At 70.3% G+C, this 22,098-nt stretch carries 18 protein-coding genes; 9 read left to right on the top strand and 9 right to left on the bottom strand.

From position 1 onward, the window contains the following. Window positions 1-189: 189 nt before the first annotated feature. The 3 genes from OEB96_RS02545 to OEB96_RS02535 are packed head-to-tail and all read left to right on the top strand — an operon-like array spanning window position 190 to window position 1,819. Window positions 190-444, top strand: coding sequence for a helix-turn-helix transcriptional regulator (locus OEB96_RS02545; protein ID WP_266213803.1), 255 nt, complete (start codon window positions 190-192; stop codon window positions 442-444). Between the two features lie 47 nt (window positions 445-491). Beyond that, window positions 492-1,586 carry a tyrosine-type recombinase/integrase gene (locus OEB96_RS02540; protein WP_266213802.1) on the top strand — a complete coding sequence of 365 codons (1,095 nt, stop codon included), beginning with the start codon at window positions 492-494 and terminating at the stop codon, window positions 1,584-1,586. 14 nt (window positions 1,587-1,600) lie between these two features. Beyond that, window positions 1,601-1,819 (top strand): sigma factor-like helix-turn-helix DNA-binding protein, encoded by a 219-nt coding sequence (locus OEB96_RS02535; RefSeq protein ID WP_323137325.1) that lies wholly within the window; start codon window positions 1,601-1,603, stop codon window positions 1,817-1,819. Between the two features lie 20 nt (window positions 1,820-1,839). Here the strand turns inward: OEB96_RS02535 and OEB96_RS02530 are convergent, their stop codons facing one another. Both OEB96_RS02530 and OEB96_RS02525 read right to left on the bottom strand, forming a co-directional pair. Beyond that, window positions 1,840-2,487 carry a hypothetical protein gene (locus OEB96_RS02530; protein ID WP_266213801.1) on the bottom strand — a complete coding sequence of 216 codons (648 nt, stop codon included), beginning with the start codon at window positions 2,485-2,487 and terminating at the stop codon, window positions 1,840-1,842. Between the two features lie 138 nt (window positions 2,488-2,625). Continuing rightward, the gene (locus OEB96_RS02525; RefSeq protein WP_266213800.1) at window positions 2,626-5,442 is read right to left on the bottom strand and encodes a serine/threonine-protein kinase; all 2,817 of its coding nucleotides are present in this window, start codon (window positions 5,440-5,442) and stop codon (window positions 2,626-2,628) included. Window positions 5,443-5,626: 184 nt separating this feature from the next. Between OEB96_RS02525 and OEB96_RS02520 the strand changes: the two genes are divergently transcribed. The 5 genes from OEB96_RS02520 (at window position 5,627) to OEB96_RS02500 (ending at window position 13,254) form a co-directional block, all read left to right on the top strand. Beyond that, window positions 5,627-6,949 (top strand): hypothetical protein, encoded by a 1,323-nt coding sequence (locus OEB96_RS02520; protein WP_266213799.1) that lies wholly within the window; start codon window positions 5,627-5,629, stop codon window positions 6,947-6,949. Between the two features lie 112 nt (window positions 6,950-7,061). Further along, window positions 7,062-7,676 carry a Uma2 family endonuclease gene (locus tag OEB96_RS02515; RefSeq protein ID WP_266213798.1) on the top strand — a complete coding sequence of 205 codons (615 nt, stop codon included), beginning with the start codon at window positions 7,062-7,064 and terminating at the stop codon, window positions 7,674-7,676. A 23-nt stretch (window positions 7,677-7,699) separates the two neighbouring features. Beyond that, the gene (locus OEB96_RS02510; protein ID WP_266213797.1) at window positions 7,700-9,517 is read left to right on the top strand and encodes an ATP-binding protein; all 1,818 of its coding nucleotides are present in this window, start codon (window positions 7,700-7,702) and stop codon (window positions 9,515-9,517) included. A gap of 1 nt (window position 9,518) precedes the next feature. Continuing rightward, window positions 9,519-11,837 (top strand): tetratricopeptide repeat protein, encoded by a 2,319-nt coding sequence (locus OEB96_RS02505; protein WP_266213796.1) that lies wholly within the window; start codon window positions 9,519-9,521, stop codon window positions 11,835-11,837. Window positions 11,838-11,949: 112 nt separating this feature from the next. Further along, the gene (locus tag OEB96_RS02500) at window positions 11,950-13,254 is read left to right on the top strand and encodes a putative metal-binding motif-containing protein (protein ID WP_266213795.1); all 1,305 of its coding nucleotides are present in this window, start codon (window positions 11,950-11,952) and stop codon (window positions 13,252-13,254) included. Window positions 13,255-13,285: 31 nt separating this feature from the next. Here the strand turns inward: OEB96_RS02500 and OEB96_RS02495 are convergent, their stop codons facing one another. The 7 genes from OEB96_RS02495 to OEB96_RS02465 all read right to left on the bottom strand — a co-directional run bounded on the left by OEB96_RS02495 (window position 13,286) and on the right by OEB96_RS02465 (window position 20,459). Beyond that, entirely contained in the window at window positions 13,286-14,044 is a 759-nt protein-coding gene (locus OEB96_RS02495) for a hypothetical protein (RefSeq protein ID WP_266213794.1), read from the bottom strand. Further along, entirely contained in the window at window positions 14,041-16,248 is a 2,208-nt protein-coding gene (locus OEB96_RS02490; protein WP_266213793.1) for a B12-binding domain-containing radical SAM protein, read from the bottom strand. The genes OEB96_RS02495 and OEB96_RS02490 overlap by 4 nt, the downstream gene beginning before the upstream one ends. Then, the gene (locus tag OEB96_RS02485) at window positions 16,245-17,408 is read right to left on the bottom strand and encodes a radical SAM/SPASM domain-containing protein (RefSeq protein ID WP_266213792.1); all 1,164 of its coding nucleotides are present in this window, start codon (window positions 17,406-17,408) and stop codon (window positions 16,245-16,247) included. The genes OEB96_RS02490 and OEB96_RS02485 overlap by 4 nt, the downstream gene beginning before the upstream one ends. 4 nt (window positions 17,409-17,412) lie before the next feature. Then, entirely contained in the window at window positions 17,413-17,883 is a 471-nt protein-coding gene (locus tag OEB96_RS02480) for a hypothetical protein (protein ID WP_266213791.1), read from the bottom strand. Between the two features lie 30 nt (window positions 17,884-17,913). Continuing rightward, window positions 17,914-18,384: a hypothetical protein gene (locus OEB96_RS02475; protein WP_266213790.1), complete on the bottom strand. Its 471-nt coding sequence runs from the start codon at window positions 18,382-18,384 to the stop codon at window positions 17,914-17,916. Window positions 18,385-18,407: 23 nt separating this feature from the next. Beyond that, the gene (locus OEB96_RS02470) at window positions 18,408-18,935 is read right to left on the bottom strand and encodes a hypothetical protein (RefSeq protein WP_266213789.1); all 528 of its coding nucleotides are present in this window, start codon (window positions 18,933-18,935) and stop codon (window positions 18,408-18,410) included. A 177-nt stretch (window positions 18,936-19,112) separates the two neighbouring features. Next, window positions 19,113-20,459 (bottom strand): ferritin-like domain-containing protein, encoded by a 1,347-nt coding sequence (locus OEB96_RS02465; RefSeq protein ID WP_266213788.1) that lies wholly within the window; start codon window positions 20,457-20,459, stop codon window positions 19,113-19,115. A 120-nt stretch (window positions 20,460-20,579) separates the two neighbouring features. Between OEB96_RS02465 and OEB96_RS02460 the strand changes: the two genes are divergently transcribed. Continuing rightward, entirely contained in the window at window positions 20,580-22,082 is a 1,503-nt protein-coding gene (locus OEB96_RS02460) for a hypothetical protein (RefSeq protein WP_266213787.1), read from the top strand. Window positions 22,083-22,098 lie beyond the last annotated feature (16 nt).

Here is a 22,098-nt window from a genome sequence, read left to right as displayed (position 1 = left end):
ACGTCGCGCCCGTCGAGTCGGGCGCGGCATCCCCCCTACCCCAAGGCCGTTTCAACGCGGCCCACATCATTGGAGCTGACGACCATGGCCAAGAAGAAACCCGCCAAGCGACGAAACCGGCGAGCTGCATCGTCGGCCTCGATCCCGACCACCCATACCCACCACTCGCCACCCGCGAGCACGCCTCGCGTGAGTAGCCCTCCACCGAGCCCACGTCGATCCACGCCCGGCGAGCGCACCACGCTTCCCGACCTGCTGACCGTGGACGAGGTCGCCGAGCTCCTCCGGATCTCTCGCGATGCGGTCTACGCCAAGATCCGCCGCGGCCAGCTCCCGGGTGTGATCCGCATGTCGCGTCGCCTTCGCATCGACGCTGCCAAGCTGCTACAGTGGCTCGACCACAGACGGGCGGTGTCGCTGCCAGCTCAAGGAGAACAGCGATGACCGTCAAGGTAAGGCAGTACAAACGAGGCGGCTGGGAAGTCGACATCATGCTCACGTTTCCAGGCAGACCAGCGATCCGCGAGCGCCGCAAGTCGCCCGTCGGTTCCAAGTCGGCCGCGAAGCGGTGGGGCGAGGAACGTGAGCGCCAGCTCATCGACCACTACACGAGCACCGAGCCCGACGACGACCCCCGACGCCCCAGCATCAGCAAGAAGGAGGTACCCACGCTGGCCGCATTCATCCCGCGCTACATGACGGGACACTGCGAGGCCAATCGCCTGTCGCCAGCAACGATCGACCAAAAGACGAGCACCTTTCAAAATCACCTCGTCCCCGCCCTTGGGCGGCGACGACTGGACCGCATCACGGCCGAGGACATCCAGCGCTTCAAGGCAGAACGTGCTCACCTCGCGCCGTCGACCGTGAACCTCCACCTCAAGCACCTCAAGGCTGTGCTCGCGGTCGCGATCGAGTGGGGCGTGATCGGGGCCATGCCGACCCGGATCAAGAAGCTCAAGGAGACCGAGCCCAAGGCTCACTTCTACGACTTCGAGGACTTCGATCGGCTCGTCCTCGCGGCCGAGCGACAGCCAACGCCCAACAGCTTGTTGGTGGTGCTGCTCGGGGGGGAGGCCGGCCTGCGGTGCGGCGAGATGTCGGGCCTTCGGTGGTCGGACATCGACTTCACCCAGAACAAGCTCACGGTTGCCCGCGCCATGTGGCGCGGCCAGGAAGGCCCCACCAAGGGGCGAAAGCGACGGACGATCCCGCTTGCGGCTCGTCTGCAACCGGCGCTCGCACAGTACCGGGGGATCGGTGACGGGAGCGTGCTCCGCTCCGCGATCGGCACCGCCCCGCAGTCCGACGCGATCCGGGACTACTTGGTGGCTGCCCAGGAGGCGGCGGGCTTCAAGCCGAAGGGCCCGCACATCCTTCGGCACACGTTCTGCTCGCACCTCGCCATGGCAGGCAAGCCCGTCCGGGCGATCCAGAAGATGGCCGGTCACGCGAGCATCACGACCACCGAGCGATACATGCACCTCGCTCCCGATGCGGAGCGCGATGCGATCGACGGGCTGACCCGCCCGGAAAACTGGAGACATATTGGAGACGGCACCGGAGCCGTCAAAAAACTCAAATGATTCCGGTAACTTAAATCCTGATCTTCGACTACTGGGAAGACATGAGCACCGCCGAGCTCGCGGCGGTGCTCGAGATCCCCCAGGGCACGGCCAAGAGCCGCCTGCGACGCGGGCGCGAGGCGCTGCAGGCCGAGCTCGAGAAGCTCGCCGGCAGCCCCGACGAGCGCGAGGCGGCCGTCGGGGGCTTCGAGACCTGGGTCCGAGAGCTACGAGGGGTGATGGGCGGGGCCTGAGCCTCGAACGAGGCAGGTGACTACGAAGTCGTGCAGTTGCACGAACACGCCTTGGCGCGGCCCAGGCCGCCGTTCCCGTTGGGATCTTCACTGTCCCACGAGAGGAACTCGGGCACGTAGGTCAGATGGATCGGCTCGATGTCCATCACGTCCTGGTCGACGAAGTCGACCCGATTCTGCGGGTCGACCTCTGCCCCCCACGCCTTGCAGATGAAGTCGCAGCACCCCTGTTCTTGGGCCGCGCAGTAGCCGAGGTTGCCGCTCGGCGCGATGGGAACCCCATCGTGCTCCAGCAAGAATGCATCACAGGCCGGAAAGGACAGCGCCACGTCGCTGGTGCCGAACGGAAGTAGATCGTTGTCGTCGAAGGCATAGACCGTGTGACCGGTCACGTCGGTGTGCCCGCCGCTGACCGGATCGTAGCCGGAGTGGATCCAGGGAGAGTCCCAAGGAATGCTCCCCCCCTTGTCGTAATAGCTCGCGGGATAGAGCGGCGGGCGCTTGACGATCTCGATGATCGAGGGGCTCGGGGCCTCGCCGAGCTCACCGTCGCGGAATTCGAGCTCGTCGAAGCCATCGTCGACGGGCGGTTCATCGCAGCCGGCCACGTTGGTGGCCACGACCAGGATGGCAAGCGTGCGAGCGAAGATACGGCTGAAGGTGTACATCGGTGGTTCTGCCTCATCCAATCCGGTCCACGAGGGACCCGAGCGGATCACCCGAAAGATGATCTTGGAATCACCATGGGAGAGGAACGCCTCCGAACGGCGTTCGGTGCCCCTCTGCGTGCGTGAACGGCGGTGTGCCTACTGCCGAGCGTCTTCGAGCCCCTGCGCGCTTCGCCACTCGGTGATCCGAGCCACGAATCGCCTCGCCTCCTCCCCTTGTGCCCGCCCGAAGTCGGCCAGCGCCTGGTCGCTGAGCGCTGCGGCTTCGGCCCGTCGGGTCGAGTCGAGCTCCAGCGTGGCCTTGGCCAGGAAGAACGCCACTTCTCCGCTCCATGCCGGGTTGACCTGCTCATCGCCGGAGAGCGTGGCCAGTGCATCTCCCAGGGTCGTCACTGCATCTCGTACGTGGCCCGTGGCCAGCTCCAGCTTGCCCACGGTATTCTTGAAGGCCGCCGTGTAGACGTGGCGCTCGCCGAACGACGCGTTGGCGAGCTCCACCGCGGCACGGGCGTGCGCCAGACCATCGTCGAAGGCCTCCATTTCGTACTCGAGCTCGGCCAGCTGGTTCAGCGAAATGGCCAGGTTGGCGTCGTCTCGACCGTGGATCCGACGACTCGTGGCAATGCTGCGCTCGAATGCCTCACGAGCAGCATCGAAGTCGCCCAGCCCCTTGTACACGCCAGCCAGCTCGCTCGAGACCAGCGCGGCACGGGGAGAGTCTGGGCTCAGGCGATCGACGTAGATCTCCCGTGCATCGAGGTAGAGCGCCTTGGCGCCCGCGAGGTCGCCCTGCAGCCGTCGGACGGCTCCCAGGGTCACGTCGGCGTCGGCCACCATCACGTGACGAGGTTCGAGCCGTTCTCGCAGCCGATCGCGGAGGTCGGTGAGCACGGCGGCGGCCTCGTCGAGCCGCCCGGCCTCCAACAGCGCGTCGCCGCGCAGCATCTGGACCCGGTAGGCGATGCTGTGGTCGGCCGAGTCGGAAGCTCGAAGGCGCGCAGCGCAGCGCTCGAGCACGTCCAGCGCGTCTTGCCACCGTCCGCTCGCAAGGGCCATCGATGCCGCCTCGAGCTCGAGCTCGATGCCATGGATGACCGGGCGGGTGCTCTTGCGGGCCCACGCGCGACCAAGGGCAAGCAGCAGGCTCGGGTCGATGGGATCCGTGGCCCCCTCGCGGTGAGCCTTGAGGATCCGCGCGACGGTCAGAGCAGCGCCGCCGTGATCACCGGCCTCGATGGCGAGGGCGAGCGCCGATTGCAGGCGTTCCACCGCGCGCTCCGGTACGCCTTCGAGCATCTGTTGGTCGACCTGAAGCCGAATCGCAATGCTCTGCAGCTGGCGCAGGCCCGCCTCCTGGGCTCGAGTCTCCACCTCCTGCAGCATGACGAGGGCTTCGTCGGCGTGGCCCTCGGCGATGCGAAGCTGCGCATCGCTGAGCGTGCGATAGGCAGCTCGAGAGGTGGCGTCGGTCTCCGGGCTTCGGCTGAGGTCGTTGCGACTCGCGGCCGCGTTGGTCATGACGTTGGCCCGCACGAAGTCGGCCTCGCACTCCTCGACGGGGGTCATCCCCTCGACCAGCGTCGTGGCCTGGCCGAGCAGGGCCTCGTCGCCCTCCTGCATGCGCCCCACCAGGTTCTCCAGCGTGTACCGTCGCCGGTCGAGGCAGGCGCTGCGCAGCTCGAACAGATCCATCGACTGCGTGCCCCGATGGTGGGTCGCCTCGCACGATGCTCGCCGCATCGCGCCCCATGCCTGGCCGTACTCGTCGATGAGGCCCGTGACGCGTGCCGCCATCGCTTCGCTCCCGGTCGCCCGCAGCTGGTCGCGTACTCGCTGGCGCACGGGCTCCGACCAGACCTCCTCGAGCTCGGCGGCCGCGCCCTCGCACGGGTCGATGGGGTCACCGGCCATCGCGTACCCCAGCCCCCCCGTCGCCGCGGCGAGCACGGCTCCCAGGGCCCACCACTTGCGCCGCCGACGTGAGGCCAGGGCTCGCTCGAGCTCGTCGACCAGGGCGCTCATGGTGGGGTGCCGCCGCTCGGGGGCGAGCGCCAAGCCGACGAGGAGCGCCCGCACGAGCCTCCTGGGCAGGCGAACGCCAACGTGGGCTCGTCCGAGCGCGCCAGGCTGCTCGAAGTCCATGGCCTCGTCTCGCTCGTAGGGCAGAGCGCCCAGCAGTGCCTCGTAGAGCGCCACGCAGTAGCTGAATTGATCGCAGCGTGGGCTGATGGAGAGCCCACGTCGCTGCTCGGGAGCCATGTAGCGGGGAGTGCCGGCGATGGAGGTCTGGAGCGTGCCTGGGGAGCCCTCCATGGTATGCGAGGGCGACAGCTCCATCGATGGCTCCGAGCGCGACTCGACCCACCGGACCAGGCCGAAGTCGGCCACCTGCGGGCGATCATCGCGGCCGATGAGCACGTTGCCGGGCTTGAAGTCACAATGGACGAGGCCGGCCGCGTGCGCGGCCTGCAAGCCACGACCGGCTCCGATGAACGTGGTCACGATCTCTTGCCAGCTCCGGCGTCGGAGCTCGAGCCACTGTCGTAGGGTTCGTCCCTCGACGAACTCCATGGCGACGTAGAAGCCATCGCCGTGTCGCCCGCTCTCGTACACCGTGACCACGTTGGGATGGGTCAAGCCGGCGGCGGCACGGGCCTCGCGCTCCAGGCTCCGGCGGGCACGCTCGATCTCCTGCTGATCGCCGCCGAGCTCGCGAACGACCTTGATGGCGACCTTCCGCTCGAGCTGGGGGTCGAAGGCGGCGTAGACCGTGCCCATGCCGCCCTGGCCGACGCGCTGGGTGATGGTGAATCGGCCAATCGAGACCGGCTGGCGCGGACCTGCGAACAATTGCGCGCGTATGGCCTCGAACGCCACGATGCGCTCGAGGTCCTGATCGGCTGGAGCACGAGGATCGTCGATCGTGTCCACGACACTGGCATCTTCGGCGGGCATGAGTCGACGAGCCTCGGCGCAAGGATAGCGGTGGTTCGAAGCCACCGCGCTCTCCAAGGTCCCCCAGGGCGGTCAGCGGATCACCACTCCATCTTCACGCGCGCAAAGTCGCCCTGGGGCGCTTTTCCAGTGCGCGGGAAATAGGGGGCATGGAGGGACCACGAGAGTCTATCCTGGGCGCCTCATGTTGCCGCCGCGCCGCCTCCCTCGATGGACCCTGGTGTCGTTCCTCGCGCTCGCGGCGGGGTGCCCCGACGACGGGCCACCGGTCGTCGATGTCGGGTCGACGTCGGCTGCGTCCACCTCGGGAGGCATCGTGGAGGACTCGACGGGTACGAGCCTCACCCCGGCCGAGTCCTCGTCGGGCGTGGCCTCCGAGGACTCGGACTCGATGGTGTGTGGAGACGGCGTGGTGGGTGGTGACGAGGAGTGCGACGACGGCGGGGAGTCGGCCACGTGCAATGCCGATTGCACGCCCGCGGCTTGCGGCGACGGCACGCTCAACGCGACGGCGGGCGAGATCTGCGACGACGGTGGCGAGTCGACCCTGTGCAACGCCGACTGCACGATGGCGGCGTGCGGCGACGGCATCGTCAACACCACCGCGGGCGAGACCTGCGACGACCTGGGACGCAGCGAGCTGTGCAACGACGACTGCACCAGCGCGCTGTGTGGCGACGGCGTGACCAATGCGGCCGCGGGCGAGGAGTGCGACGACGGCGGATTCTCGCTCGGCTGCGACGACGACTGCACGCTCGCCGTGTGCGGCGATGGCCTCATCAACCCCAATGCGGGCGAGGAGTGCGACGAGGGCATGGGCACGGCGACCTGCGATTCCGACTGCACCCTGGTGGAGTGTGGCGATGGCACGCTCAACGAGGCCGCGGGCGAGATCTGCGACGAAGGCGGCCAGAACGCCACCTGCGACATCGACTGCACGCCGGCCGAGTGCGGCGATGGCTACCCCAACGGCCTCGCAGGCGAGGAGTGCGACAGCGCGGGCGAGACGGGCTTCTGCGACCCGGACTGTACGCTGGCAGCGTGCGGCGACGGCTACACCAACGTCACCGCCGGTGAGGAGTGCGACGACGCTGGCGAGTCCATGACCTGCGACACCGACTGCACGCTCGCCGTGTGCGGCGACGGGCTGCTCAACACGAGCGCGGGCGAGCAGTGCGAGGGCGGCGTCCACTGCGACATGACCTGTCACTTCTCGGGCGATTGCTTCCCCGATCCGGTGGCGGTGGCGATGGCCGTGTGCATGACCGAGTATCCCAACTGCGTGATCCAGAACGGCGGCGTGGTCGGCTGGGGGCCGCCCGAGTGCACGGGCTGCAACTGCGGCACCCCCTTGGATCCGTGGCGGTTCTACTGCACCGCCGACGACCCGGCCGGGACCAACTACAACTGCTCGCCGTGCACGCTGGGGCAGATCCTCGGTCCCCACGATCCGTGCAACTGCAACCCGGGGACCTCGCCCGTGCTCGGGATGTTCTGCGGGGCCTGACGCCGACCTCGCGCTCGCGCGCCCTTGCTCCCAAGGGTTTGCCCGAGGGCCTGGCCGTCGGGTCACGCCCAGGGTGGTCGTGGCGGAGGCGGCCGGCTACGATCGACTCGCGATGTCCGTGGAGCCCATGCGGCGCTTGGCGACGGTGCTCGACCTCCCGGTCGAGGACGAGCGCCGGCCGTACGAGATCGTTGCGGGCATGATCGTGGAGAAGGCCAGCCCCACGTTCGAGCACGGCGAGGCCCAGGGGGCGGCGGCCGCCCATGCCCGGCGCTTCGGGGGCGGCCCGGGTGGTGGTGGTCCGGTGGGCTGGTGGATTGCGGTCGAGGTCGACGTAGAGCTCGAGCCGCACGAGCTCTATCGCCCCGACGTCGCCGGCTGGCGGCGCGATCGCACCCCCGAGCGCCCGGCGGGCTGGCCCGTTCGCATTCGACCCGACTGGGTCTGTGAGATCCTCTCGCCCTCGACCGCCGCGCGCGATCTGGGGCCCAAGCTGCGCACCTACCATCACCATGGCGTCGAGCACGTGTGGATCGTCGATCCCGAGCACCGCACCCTCACCGTGTATCGGCACGGCAACGAGGGGTACGTGGTCGCACGGGTGGCGGGCGCCGACGAGGTGATGGTGGTCGAGCCGTTCGACGGCCTGCCCCTGCAGGTCGGGGTGCTGTTCGGCGTGGAGGAGGACGCGCCCACGGGCCATCCGCGGGGCGGGACGGGACGCTGAGACCCTGCTAGGGTGGAGCCCCCGTGACCGCGGATCCGTCCCTCAAGCAGACCAAGGTCGATCTCGCCGGCTTGATGAAGGTGTTGGGCGAGCACCTCTACTCGTCGCCCAACGTGGCGATCCGCGAGCTGGTGCAGAACGCCCACGACTCCTGCGTGCGTCGCGAGGTCGAGTCGTCACTGCCGTTCGAGCCGAGGATCGAGGTCTCCACCGATGCGAACGCGCACACCCTGAGCTTCGAGGACACGGGCGCGGGGCTCACCGACGAGGAGATCGAGCGCTACCTGGCCACGATCGGCTCGGGCTACACCCGTACGCTTCGCGACAGCGGGCACGAGGGGCTCATCGGCTACTTTGGCCTGGGGTTCCTGTCGGCGTTCGTGATCAGCGAGCGCATCGAGGTGTGGACGTGCTCCTACCAGGACCCGGAGCGCGCGTGGTCGTTCAGCTCGCGTAGCGGTCAGAGCTATGTGATCCAGCCGGCCCCCGCGCGACCGGTGGGCACGCGAGTCACCCTGCACCTGGCCTCGCGCTTCGAGGAGCTGTCGCGGGCACGGCCGGTGCGGGCGCTGCTCGAGCGCTACTGTGGCCTCTTGCAGGTGCCGATCCACTGCGGCGAGGGCCCGGCCGTCAATGCCACGCCGCCTCCGTGGCGCCGCGACGAGCCCGAGCCCAACCCGGTGCGCCGCCGCCGAGAGGCGCTCGAGGTCGTGCGCCGGTTCGAACCCGGATTCGAGCCGCTGTGCACCCTGCCGGTCCGCTCCACGCCGGACGACGCGGTCGACGTGCGGGGCCTGTTGTGGATCCAGGACGGCGCCACCTATGGCACCTCGGACAACCGCAACGTCTCGGTGTTCGTGCGGGGCATGCTCATCAACGACGACGAGCGCGACCTGCTGCCCGCGTGGGCGGGCTTTTGCGGGGCGGTGATCGAGAGCGATGCGCTACAGCCCACCGCCAGCCGCGAGAGCCTGCAGAAGGACCCGACCTACCAGGCGGTCCAGGCGTGCGTGCGCGAGTCCTTGATCGAGGGGCTGCGCGGGCTGGCCAGCGAGCAGCCGGCGGCGTGGCGCACGGTGCTGCGGCGACACAACGAGGCGCTCTTGGGCGCGGCGCTGTGCGATGCGCGGCTGTTCGACCTGCTGTGCGACGAGCTGACCGTGCCCACCTCGCAGGGCGACCTCGCGGTGGCCACCGTGCTGCAGCGCTCGGGCGGACGCCTGCACGTGAGCCAGGCCGATCGCGGGGGCTTCGAGGAGCTGCTGTTTCGCGCGCTCAAGGTGCCCGTGGTGCAGGGGGTGCGCTACGGAGCGCTGCCGTTCTGCCGCACCTACGCCGAGCGACGGCACGGCCGGCTGGTGATGGTGGGCACGCAAGGGGGCGACCGCGAGCTGTTTCGCCGCCAGACGCTGCCCCAAGATCAGACCGAGCGGCTGCAGGCGTGGTTTGGCGGAGACTCTGCCGAGGTCGTGCCCGCGAGCTTCGCCCCCGAGCACCTGCCGCTGGTGGTGGTGCCCGATCGCGAGGCCGAGCTCAAGCAACGCATCGAGTCCGACGAGGCCGACAAGCGCATCGCGAGCGCGGTGCTGGGGCTGGCGCGGCAGTTCACGGGCACCCTGGTGGAGCGTCCCCTGCTGCGGGTCTACGTCAACCTCGGATGCGAGGTGATCCCCGCGCTGCTGGACGCGACGCCCGAGCGTGCCGAGGCGGCGCTGGCCCTCTTGCGGCCGCTCCTGGGGCTGTTGTCCGAGCCGGAGGGCGACCGGCCGCTGATGCCGATCGACGAGGCGCTGGCGGGCTATTGTCGGGCGGTCACCCAGATCGCTCGGGGAGAGGCATGACATGGACATCTGGCGTTGGGTCTCGGCCACCAAGCGGGAGCTGCGGCAAAGCGGGCATGGTCGCCTGGCCGATCTGATGAGCGAGCTGCCCACGCTCGTGTGCGACGACGAGCACGGGCGCGTGGAGGCGGTGGTTCCCGAGGCGCTGGCGCTGGCCCGAGCGGCGCGCAAGCCCTGGGTGGAGGTGTTCATTCGGCACTGGGCCCTGCAATCGCGGGTGCTGCATCGCTACGAGGCGCGCGAGCACCTGGCCGACGCGGTGGAGCTGCTCGAGTTCGCCAATCGCGAGGAGACCCGCCAGTGCCCGCAGAGCATCTGCGTGGTGCAGGATCTGGCGGCCTGCTACTCGTGCGCCGACGGCCCGGGCTACGTGAAGGAGCGGCTGGCGGTGGCCTCCGAGACGCTGGGACGGATCGATCCCTCGTGGCCCTGCTTTCGCTGCATCAGCATCGAGCACGCCGATGCGCTGCGCGACGACGAGCTCCATGCGGAGGCGCTGGCATTCTTGCAGGAGCAGATCGACCGCGCGGTGGAGGCGGGGGTGAGCGACGTGCCGCGCTTCGTGACCGCACGGGTGGGCGCCCTGCTGGCGCTCGGTCGGGTGGAGGAAGCGTGGGCGCTCATGGAGGATCACGAGGCCGAGCCCGAGGGAGGCGCGAGCCGCGAGGTCGACGTGGAGCTGCTGCGCACACGGGTGCTCGCTGCGCTGGGCCGCCACGCCGAGGCCAAGGAGGCGATGCCGTCGTTCGAGGTGGTGCAGCCCACGCCCAGCCACTACGAGGACTACGTCGAGGCCATCGATGCGCTGCTCGAGGGCGGTGTGCTGCCCAACGACTGGGAGCTCGGCAAGCAGGCACGCACGATGATGGCGCGCGCCGAGACCAACGGGGCGTGGTTCCTGGCCACGCGGCTCGCTGCGTTCGCGACCCAGTGGGCGGTGGCGCGGGGCGCCTTCACGGTGGCCCGCGCCGCGCTCGAGGACACCGAGCGCCTGTGCGGGCACCTGCGCAAGCCGGAGCGAATCGGCGTGGACGCCCTGCGCGACGCGGTGGAGCGCACGGCCGACCGCGCGGTGCCGCTCTTGGCCGACGACCCCGAGCAGGTGCGGGCCTCGCTGCCGGGCGAGCCCGAGGCCGCGCTCGAGATCCTCGAGCACGCGCGGCGGCGCTGGCCCGAGGACGAGCCGCTGGTGGTGATGCAGGCGCGTGGCCTGGCCGCGTGTGGGCTGGAGGCACGGGCCGAGGCCCAGCTACGCGAGCACGTCGAGCACCACCCGGACGCCGAGCTGGCGCTGACCGAGCTGGGTCGCATCCTGCTGGCGCAGGGTCGCCACGATGCGCTGCGTGCCCTGGTCGAGGCCTCGATGCAGGGCGAGGGTCTGCGGGCGCAGGGCCTCTGGCTGCGGGCCAGCAGCCACATGCGGCTCGACGAGCTCGACGGTGCCGCGCAGTGCCTGAGCGAGCTGCTGCGGCTCGATCCCGACGCTCGCGTGCCGCGACATCGGCTGGCCTCGCTCGAGCTTCGCCGTGGTCACCATGCCGAGGCCCTCGCCCACCTCGACGTGCTCGCCCAGAGCCTGCCCCCGGGCGAGCACGACTGGGATCGCATGACGGCGGCCACCATCGTGGGGGCATGGGCGCAGCTGCGCGACTCGGCCCGCCGCCTGGAGCTCGAGTTCGAGGGCCTCGACGCCGAGGGCCCGGTCGACACCCCCATGGGGCTGTGCCGGGTGCGCTTCATCGAGGAGGACGGCACCCACAACGACTACTTCGCGCAGCGGCGCAGCCCCGTGTGCGCTCGGGTGATTCAGATGGCCGGCCCCAAGCGGCCCGAGCACTTCGCCGACCTGGTGGTGTTCGATGCCGGCCCGCTCAATCTGGACGAGAAGGGCGACGAGAAGGGCGACGACCAGGAGGACGACGGCGACGACTGGATCGCGCTGTTTCCCGTGGTGCACGTGGTGAGCCCCGGTGGCCTTCGCTGCTGGTCGCTCGATGGCACCCATCCCGGTGAGCAGGCCTGGAGCTCGCTCGAGGGTGCGTTGCAGGCGATGGGCGGCGTGGTCGACGTGCGCAGCGACGAGCGCTACCGGCACGTGGATCCCGACGATGGCGAGACCGAGCTGCCGGGGGTGTTCGCCTACGTGTGCCTGCCCAAGGAGCTGCCGGCCACCGAGCTGCATGCACGTCTGCGGGCGCTCACCGAGGGCTGGGAGCACCCGCTGGTGTGGCCCGAGGTGGTGCTGGAGCTGCCTGCGGGAGAGGAGCGCGAGCGAGCGATGCGGTGGGTCGAGGAGATCAGCGAGCGCTACGAGCTGTGAGCGGCGGGACCCTTTCCCATCTCTGACATCGCCTCGTCGGCGGCCGGTGGGGTGCTACGTTGGGGTTCGAGTGGACGCGGGCACTTGGCCCGCGACCCCGATGGAGGTTTCCATGGTGTCTCGACTCGCCCGGGCGAGCGCAGTATTGGCGCTCGGCCTCGCTCCCGTCTCGTTTCCGGCGGCCCACGCCGCCACTCCCGAGGATGCGCTCGACCCCGACGCCGACATCGGACCCGACTCGGGCCGAGGAGGAAGCGGCGGCGACTGTGGCCCGGCCGAGTGTGCCGAGACTCCCTCCGAAGACGAGCTCCTCGATGCCGATGGGGATGGCTTTCCCCTGGCGGAGGATTGCGACGACACCGATCCCACCATCCATCCGGGCGCAGTGGAGCACTGCGACGGGGTGGACCAGGATTGCGACGGTGATGTCGACCAGATGAGCTTCGCCACCCTCTACCACGGGGCCACGGTCCAGAACGTCACCCAGGACCTGCTGCCGAGCGTCTTCGGCGACACCAAGCTCTACGAGGTGCCCACCGGGGCCACCCTCAACATCTGCCCCGGGATCTGGCCCACCCGCATCTCCGCCTATGCGGGTTCGTCGGTGGTGGGCATCGGCGGTCGCGATCAGGTGGTACTCGACGGCGGCGGCAACAGCTGGGGCTTCGCGGCCAACAACTACCTGGGGGGAACCAACACGATCAAGGGGCTCACCATCGCCAACTCCAACACGGCGATCGTCAGTGTCGTGAAGCTCCTGGTGGAGGACGTCCGCCTCGAGCCTCACGTGCGAGGCATCGACTACCGCGACGCCACGGGCGCCCGTCAGCTCGAGGTGGTGGACAGCATCTTCGACGGTGACCATGGGTGGCGGCTGCCGGGCAGCAGCCCGCCCTGGGGCATCCTCGCGGATGGCGGCACGGTCTTGATCGAGGGGTCGCTGTTCACCAACCTGGGCAGCCTCCCTCCGTCGCAGCTGAGCGCCGGGGCCATCGTGATGACGGACGGGGTCCTCGAGGTGTCGGCCTCCGACTTCATCGACAATTGGGGCACGCACGCGGGAGCGATCCACACCAGCCACAGCGCGGTGAGCATCGATGGCTCCTACTTCAGCGGCAACCAGTCGAACCGGGCGGGGGCGGTGAGCCTGTCCTCGCTCACCGCACCCGCGACGCTGTCCGACTCCGACTTCGTGTGCAACGTAGGCCCGGGCAGCTTGATCAGCGGGGGCTACTCGTTCGAGTCGGGCGCGGTGTTCCTCAGCGGTCCTCACCAGCTGACCATGAGCGCGGTGAGCTTCGGCGGCGGTCCGCTGGTGAACTACCCCTGGGACTTCAACTCACCCCTCGATCACGAGCAACAGTGGCCGGGCTCCACCGTGAGCCTGACCTGCACGCACGCGGGCGGCTGCTCGTGACGGCGGGGGCGGGTTGCGGCGCTCGCGTGGATCACCCGAACCGTCCCCGCCACCGGGCGTAGGCGCCGGACCACTGCGGCGCTCGAGCCTCGATGAGCGCCTCGCCCACCTCGATCGCCGCATGCTCCAGCGCGCCGTGGAGCGCATGACCGGGGGTGCCCGCACGCGTGTCCTGGGTGGTGATACGGGATGACTCGCGAACGATGGGATCGGTGACCGGGTGGATCTCTTCGTGCACGATCTGGCAGAGTAGGTGCTCGACGGGGGCGGCGAGGCTCACCGCGACCACGCGGCCGCGCGCATCGGAGGCGCCGCGGCCGGCCAGGCCGAGCGCGGGGCAGTCGAGCACGAGCAGCGGCGGCGGCTCGCCCTGCTGCTCCCACAGGGCACGTCGCAGCATGGTCAGCGGCTCGGCGATCCGCGTGATCACCTCGGCTCGACGCGCATCCGCCTCGACGGCGCTCGCCTGCCACGCTTGCAGCAATCCCTCGCGCTCGCTGGCCATCGCGTCGAGCAAGCACCGCAGCAGCCGCTGGCCGGCCTCGTCGCGCAGCCCGGGCGGTGGTGCCTCGCGCAGCGCTTCCATCCCCTCGCGATGCCGCAGCCCCAGCGCGTGCACCCACAAGCGACCGGGCGCCGCCGCGTAGGCTTCGAGCAGCTCGTTCACCCATGCGCGCCGTGGCAACGTCTCGTCGAACAGCGACGCTGCATCGCGCCCCAACGGCAGGTGCGCCAGCACGTGAAACACCAGCGCCGGCGGCAGCGCGCGCTCCCAGCGGATCGCGCTCACTCGGCCGCCCGCGCCGGACCCACGGGTGGCGTGCGCAGCCAACCTCCGGCCCCCACCAGCACCGGCACCCGCAGCCGCGCCACGCGGCGCTCGACCAGCTCGTCGTCGTGGCGAGTGAGCGAGACCAGATCCTGCGGCCGAAACCGCGGACCCACGAACGCGATCGCCCGTCCCCCACCCTCGTTCAGGTTCTCGACCAGCCCCCGAGGCACCCGCGGGATCGCGGCGCCGATCCACACCCCATCGAACGCACCCTCGAGCAGCAGCGGCCGCCGCGGGTCGATCGCCCGCGCCTCCACGTTGCCCAGGCCCTCGAGCCCCGCGCCCTCGCCCTGCACCTCGTAGCGCATCGCCAGCACGTGCCCGCGCTCGCCCACCAGCTGCGAGAGCACGGCGCTCAGATACCCCGAGCGCTCACCCAGCACCGCCACCCGGTCGCGCAGCGCGGGCTCGAGCGCCTCGAGCCCGATCGCGATCACCCGCATCTCGAGCGAGGGCCAGAGCTCGCCCTCGGCCCGCTCGTCGAAGCGGCGCTCGCCCAGCACGGCGCGCGCATCGTCCTCGGACATGAAGCGCTCGGGGGCCACCTGCAAGAGCGCCTCCATCAGGTCGGCCGTGCGCAGCACCCCGTCGTGCAGCAGCCGTCGCACGGCCTGCTCGCGGGAGCGGACCCACGGATCCTTGATCTGCAGCCCGATCGGCACGTCGAGCACGGGCGCGGCCTGCTCGCTGCCCCGTGCGGCCAGCCGCGCCTTGGCCCGTGCCGCCCGCTGCAGCAAGAGGTCGCGCATCTGGGGGCTCATCATCCGCGCCTGCTCGTAGAGGCTGCGCGCGAACACCCGATCCACGCTGCGGCCCTGCCCCCGGAAGCGCCGCTGGATCTCCTGCATCAGCGGGCCGTAGGCCTCGTACATGAAGCGCACGCGGGTCTCGAAGGTCACCTCGGTGCTGGCGTCGAGGTGCTCGGCCATGAACGAGCCGTCGTACCAGCTCTTCCACCACTGCGGGTGGTAGAAGCGGGTGCCGTGGAGCTTGCCGTAGGTCTCCATGGCCTCGTGGACCTGCGCGCCCGGGTAGAGCCGAAACGGATCGATCGACAACCAGCCGCAGGTCTCCTTGGCCGAGGTGAACAGCACCCCCAAGAACTCCCGGGTCTGCTTCATCGAGGCCATGGTCTCGCCCGGGTGCCCCACGATCACGTTGGTGGCCCAGTTCAGCCCGTGGTCGCGGCTGAGCCGCGCCAGCCGCCCGATCGCCTCGAGATAGGCGTCGGTCTTGTTGCCCTTCTGCATCAAGGTGAGCATCTGGGGGCTTCCGCTCTCGAGCCCGATGCCGATGGAGAAGCGCGCCCGAGCCAGCAGCGACACGTCCTCCTCGTCGAGATCGTCGCTGCGGGTGAGCGTCCAGTACTGCCGCGGAAACAGCCGGTGCTCGATGATCCCCGCGAGCACCTCCCGTCGCCAGCGGCGCCGAAAGCCGAACAGCGGATCGGCGATGTTGATCACCCAGTGGCTCAGGTCGGTGACCCGCGAGAGCCGTCGCAGCTCGTCGATGGCGCGCTCGGACGAGTAGGCCCGCCACTTGTAGCCGCTCTTGGCCCGCTCCATGCAGAACGTGCAGTGATAGGGGCAGCCGCGCGCGAGGTAGATCTGGAACTTGCGGCCGATGTCGCGTGCGCGCGGCCAGTAGCGCTGGAGGAGATCCCAGGCGTAGGGCGGCAGGGTGTCGAGATCTTCGATCTGATCGGGCCCGTAGATCCGGCGGTCGAGCGGCTGGCCTCCCAGCAAGGTCCGGACCACCTCCAGCATGGGCCGCTCGCCCTCGCCCACCACCACCGCGTCGAACGGCGAGCCGTCGAACACCACGTCGTCCGGCAGCGCGCTGGCGTGGTAGCCCCCGCTCACCAGCGGGACGTCGGGGAAGCAGCGCTTGATGAAGCGCGCCAGCGCCATCACCCGCATGTAGTCGAAGCTCGAGTAGCACGACAGCCCGATGACGAGGTGGGGTCCGAGCTGCTCGATGGTCCTTCGCAGGTGGTGGTGGTCGCCGCCCTCGTAGTTCAGGTCGAGCAGCTCCACGCGCACGCCGAGCTCGCGCCGCAGGTAGCCCCCCATGCTCACCAGATGGGGCAGCCCGAAGTCCATGTCGGTCCACTTGATGATCCCCGGAGAGATCAACAGGACCCCGGGCGCAGTGGCGGTCATCCGCGCCTCACCTCGTCGGCCGCGCGCCCGCGCGAGCCGAGCAGCCGGCGCAGGGGCACCACCGCTTGCGGCACCTCGGCGGCGAGCAGCTCGCGTGCCTGGGGGTCTTGGGCCAGCCACAGCAGCGGCTCGGGATGGGCATGGTCGCCAAAGGTGGCGAAGCCGCTCTCCTTGCAGCCACCCTGGCAGCTGTGCTCGTAGGCGCAGCCGCGGCACATGGCCGGCACGTTGCGCTTGAAGTCGCGCTGGTAGGGGTTGGCGAAGATCTCGGCCCAGTCCTGGTGCAGCAGGTTCCCCAGCACGCCCGAGGCCAGGTTGCAGCTGCGCACGCGACCGGTGCCGTCGATCACGATGTTGGGGCTCGTGCTCCCCGTGCTGCAGAACCCGAAGTCGATCCACGAGTAGCGCTCGAGGCGGATGAGACACGGCGGGATCGGCATGGCCGTGGCCACCCGGATGCCCCAGCGGCGGCCCAGCGCCTCGGCCACGTCGAGGTTGCGCTCGATCTGCTCGACCGTGGGCATGAGCCGGGCGATGTGGTGGATGGCTCCGCCGGTGGGCGACATGCGGTTGTACGAGATGCCGCCCACGCCGAGCGCGAAGCACAGCTCCATCACGTCGGCGAAGGCGTCGGCGTTCTCGTGCATGGCCACGAAGCACACCTGCACGGGCACCTCGACCTCGGCCAGGTTCACGGCGGCGCGCACGGTGTCGTCGAAGCACTCGGCGCCCTTGAGGCGATCGTGGTCCTCGCGGTTGGCGGCGAGCAGGGTGAGCTGCACCGAGCTGACGCCCGAGGTGGCCAGTCGCCGCGCCACGTCGAGGCTCACGTGGCTGCCGTTGGTGATCACGGTGACCGACGAGGCCAGCTCGCCCGCGTGCTCGATGAGCTCGAGCGCGTCCTTGCGCAGCAGCGGCTCGCCCCCGGTGATGGTGATGTGGTTGGCGCCGGTCTGCTGCATGGCCTTGGTCATCAAGGCCTTGAATGCAGGCGTGGAGAGCTGACCGCCGGTGTCGTAGCCGGCCTGCGGGTCGCCGTCCTCGGCCGTCCACACGTTGTAGCAGTGGGCGCAGCGGTGGTCGCAGCCGGGCGCGAGTTCGAAGTCGAGGCGGGGAATGTGAGCGGCCCCCGGGGAAGCGCTGGCTTCGAGCACCGACATGGGTTCAGTCCTTCGTTCCGAGGACGGTGGTGCGCAGGCGCTCGAGCACGTCGGGGGGCAGCGCGCCGCGCTCGAGCACGCGTCGGACCGCATGGGCGCGCGAGGGTGGCTCGTCGCCCATCATGCCGGTGCCATCCGAGCCGGTGTCGGAGCCCGAGCCGGTGTCGGTACCGGAGCCCGAGCCGGTACCGGAGCCCGAGCCGCTGCCGGAGTCAGAGCCGCTGCCGGTGGTCTCCCACGGCGGCTCGAGACAGGGGCCGGTGTCGAGACACTGGCCGGTGGTGGAATCGGCCGGCGGGAGGTCGAACCGCAAGCACGGTCCCACGTCGAGGCACGCGCTCGTGGAGATCTCGGTGGTGCCCTGGGAGATCGGACCGAGACCGGTGGTCGAGGAGCCCTCGGTCTCGTTCTCTTCTGCACTGCAGGCCAGGCCCAAGGCGAGCAGCATCGGAGGCGGGAGCTTGCGCAGGTTCATGGCAGGGCGTCCATCGATGGTGGGCGATCGCTACTCTCGATTGCGGTCGAGCACCCGCTGCAGACGCGCGGCGACGTCGCCCGGCAACGCGCCACGGTCGAGCACGCGACCCACCGCAGCGGCGCGGGTGGTCGGCGGCTCGTCGCCCATCATTCCGCTCGTACCAGTGCCGGAGCCGGTGCCCGTGTCGGTACCCGCATCGGTGTCGCTGCCGGTGCCCGAGTCGGTGGGCGGCTCGGGTGACAGGCAGGGACCAAAGGTCGAGTCACCACCGCTCCCACTGCCGCTGCCACCGGTGCTGGTGCTGGTGCCATCGTTGGTCGAGAACCCGGTCGTCTCCGAGAGGCACGACTCCACGTCGAGGCAGGGTCCGGTGGCGGTCTCGGGCCCCGGTGGCGACAGGCAGGCGTTGACGGTGGTGGTGTCGCCCCCATCGCCCTTGTCGCCGCACGCGAGGCCCAGGGCCAACAGCATCGAAGGAGGAAGCTTGCGCAGGTTCATGGTCGATTCTCGCGGGCTCGGGCTCAGGGAATGGTCTTGCGGAGGCGTGCGGCCACGTCGGCGGGGAGCGCGTCGAGCACCTGCTCGAGCGCCTCGCGACGCGAGGCAGCCACGCGAGCGGAACGGGCGGGAGACTCGACGTCATCGGGCAGGTCGTCGGGCGCGATCCCGGGCGGAGCGAGGCACGGGACGAAGGTGGTCGAGCCCTCGCCCTCCGAGTCGGAGCCGGAGCTCGAGCCCGAACCCGAGCTCGAGCCGGAGCCGGAGCCGGAGTCCGAGCCCGTCTCGGAGCCCATCATCGTGGTCGTGCCACCCGAGCTGCTGCTCGTGCCAAAGGTCTCCTCGACTGGGCCCAGACACGGACCCACCTCGCTCTCCTGGCCCGCGGTGGTGTCCTGGGGCGGGCTCGAGGTGGCGCTGATGCTGCCGGTCGAGACCCCACTGCTGCTCGCCTCGACGGAATCGACCGGTGGGCTCAGGCACGCGCCCACGCCGGGGCAGCCCAACCCGAGCAACGCCAGCATCGACGGAGGCAGCTTCTTGAGGTCCATGGATTCGAGCCAAGCGAAGGTAGGAGCCGCCAGCATGGCAGCGCCCGGGGCTGCGGGTCAAAGCAAAACCCCGCGAGGGGGCGAACGCCCGGCGACGAGCGATTTCGCCAGCGAGCCGATGGGCGCTCACCCGGCGCGGCCGGGGCTCGTGCGGACGTCACTGGGGCTCGAGGCGGATCACGAGGGCCATGCCGAGTCGTTGTCCCGGCGCCCCTGCAGCATCGCGAAGGCGCACGGGCGGATGGTGTTGCGCAGGCACTGCGCCCGCAGCTGTCGGCGCAGCCGCTCGGGGACCACCCCATGGGCCGAAGCGAGCTCTTCGTCCTCGGGAGACGTCCCGTCACCGAGCTCGTGCTCGACGTCGTCGGACTCGGCCGCGTCGGCGAGCTCCATCGCCCGGAGCATCTCCTCGCGCACCGCCGAGGCCAGCGAGGGATCGGAGCGCACCGCCCAGTCGACGAAGCGCCACGCCAGCACCGCATGACGGGCCTCGTCCTCGGCGATGGCGCTCAGCGCCTGGCGCACGGCGGGGTCGGTGGCACGATGGGCCGCGAGCTCGGCCTCGGCGGCGGCCAGCGTCTCCTCGATGCAGCCCTCGCGGATGGCCATGCGCACGATCGTCTCGGGGTCGCCCCCCGCCGAGAGCCCGCGCATGGGCAGCGGGCCCGGACCCATCGGATGTCCGGCGTAGGCGCTGGCCAGGGCAAAGGCGACCTGCGCGTGGCGGATCTCGTCCTGCATGGCCGCGGCCGCCTCGGACAACAGCTCGGGCGGCGCTCCCATGGCGCTCAGGTCGAGCACGAAGCGCGCGAACGAGGCCACCGAGGCATGCTCGGCCAGCGCCGAGCGAGCCCAGCGCTCGGCGAGCATGCGCCGCTGCGTGGGCCGTAGCTCGTCGATGCGGGGCCTGGCCTCGAACCGGGCCCAGTCCCGCGCCGATCCCCAAGCATGGTCGCCGAGCTCCTGCAGCTCGGCCGTACGGGCGCGCCCGTCGATGAGCAGCGGGCGTCCCTCGCCGCAGCCATCCTCGCGCATGGTCACGATGAAGCGGCAAGCGTCGCCCAGCGGCTCGGTGCAGAGCACGTCGCCGAAGACGTACCAGCAGCTGTCGCAGCAGTTGGCGTCGTACCACTGGTCGACGGCCACGTACTGGCACTCCTCGTCGCACACGCACTCGCCCGCGGGAGTGGGGGGCCACCAGATCTCCCACTCGTAGTAGTCGCCGGTCGACACGCACACGGGCTGCGGCCCGGTATCGCCGGGATCCACCGTGGTCACGGTGGTGACGGTGGCGGTGGTGGGGCCCACCGAGGTCCCCACCGAGCTGGCGACGCTGGTGTTGGTGGTGCTTCCGGTGGAGGAGGGATCGTCGCTGGTCGAGCCGCTGCTCTCGCCGCCCTCGCCGGCGTCGTCGAGGTCCTCGATCGTCCGCGTCACGCAAGCGGTCGAACCCACCACGAGCAGCGGAGCCAAACCCAGCGCGGCCGCGATCCGAACCCTCAACCCATCGACACCCAGGAGCATGGGCCCAAAGCTAGCGCGGGTCGATGGGAGCGTCGAGCCGCACGAGGCAAGGGTGATCGCGAGGGACCGCCGTCCGAGCGAGAGGCTAGTGCCGACGGCGAGCCCTGCTATGCTGTCCCGGTGGTTCGCCGCAGCGCCGCGCTGGGGTTGCTGCTGGGCGCGTGCAGCAACGATCCGCTCGCGATGTCCGAGGAGCAGATGCCCCCTGGAGCATTGTTCGAGCCGGTCTGCGGCCACGAGGGGCCGCATCGACTGCTGCCCCTGGCCGCGGGCGAGCATGCCCACGGCGTGGACCGCGTGGACGATCGCCTGCTGATGAGCACGTTCTTCGTCGATCCCGCCCGACCTCTGGCCACGCTGCCGCCCACCCTCGACCTGGCGATCACCGCGGTGGGACCGTGCGGGGAGGCCCCCGTGGAGCTCGGGCGCGGCCTCGCGCTGACGGCCCGCTACGACGGGCTGGTGCTCGCATGCGGGGCCGAGGGCCACGGGGCGCACGTGCTCGACCTCGAGGGCGGTTCCCCGCCGCGGCCGATCCTCCACGCCTGGTGCCCGCTGCGCTCCACCGACGTGGGCCTGCTCGCGGTCGAGAGCGATCCGGACGAGCGCCTCGGCTCGCTGGTGCTCCTGCGCACGCCCTCCGATCCGCAGGCCGAGCCCGAGGTGCTCATGGATCGGATTCGGACCTCGCGCAACACCTTCTTTGGCCCCGGCTCGGGCAGCACCACCTCGCTGTGGGCCAGGGGGACCGAGGCGGTCGCGCTGGCCGAGGACGGCACGGCATGGCGCTTCGATCTGGTCACGGGGCAGGGTGAGCTCGAGCTCGATGGCGTGCGCGAGCTTCGGGTCTCGGGCGACGGTCGCTTCGTCGTCTGGCAGGTGCTCGAGCCCGCCGAGGGCGACCCCGACACCCCGGTGGGTCCCGTGTTCCTGCGCGACCGCTCGCGCGGAACCGATGCCCACCTCTTGAACACCCACCTCGAGTGGACCGGCAACCCCTTTGCGGGCGGATACCTGGTGCTGCGCGACGACGTCGAAGGCCTGATGGTGTTTCGGCTCGGCAATGACGAGCCCGAGCCCGAGCCCGAGCTGATCACGCTGCCCGAGGGAGCCGACGTTCGCGGCGTGCTCGACGGCGATGCGCTATGGCTGGCGCGCAAGGTCGACGGATGGACCGAGGAGCTGCGCTGGCTCCCCGGCGAGCCCGAGCCCACGCTCATCGTGCGCCACCGCGGTGTGGTCTCGCGGCGCTCCGATGGTCTCGAGATCTTCGAGGACGACGACGTTCCCGCGCCGGGCGAGGGCAGCCTGAGCTTCCAGCCGTTCGACGGGGGTCCGCTGGTACGGCTGGCCGATCACGTGCACGCAAGCCGCGGGCGCCTGAGCGACGGTCGCATCCTCACCATCGTGAACGAGGACGACACCGAGCACGGACCGCTACGCCTCGTCGACCCGCGCGACGGGGCCGGTGGCGGAGGAGGCTGGGTTCGGATCGATGCACGAGGATTCGTTCAGTCACCACGGCTGAACCAGGGCGACCCGCTCGACGGGGACCTCGTGTTCGCGACCGACGGCGGTGTCGACGGCGAGCGCGGGGTGTACCGGGCTCGGGTGGCGGGCTAGAATCCCGCCGCCGCCC

The organism is Paraliomyxa miuraensis, assembly GCF_026337845.1.
Classification (GTDB): Bacteria; Myxococcota_A; Polyangia; order Nannocystales; family Nannocystaceae; genus Paraliomyxa; species Paraliomyxa miuraensis.
The sequence above is the reverse complement of the archived record's forward strand: the minus strand, read 5'-3'. Positions and strand labels throughout refer to the sequence as shown.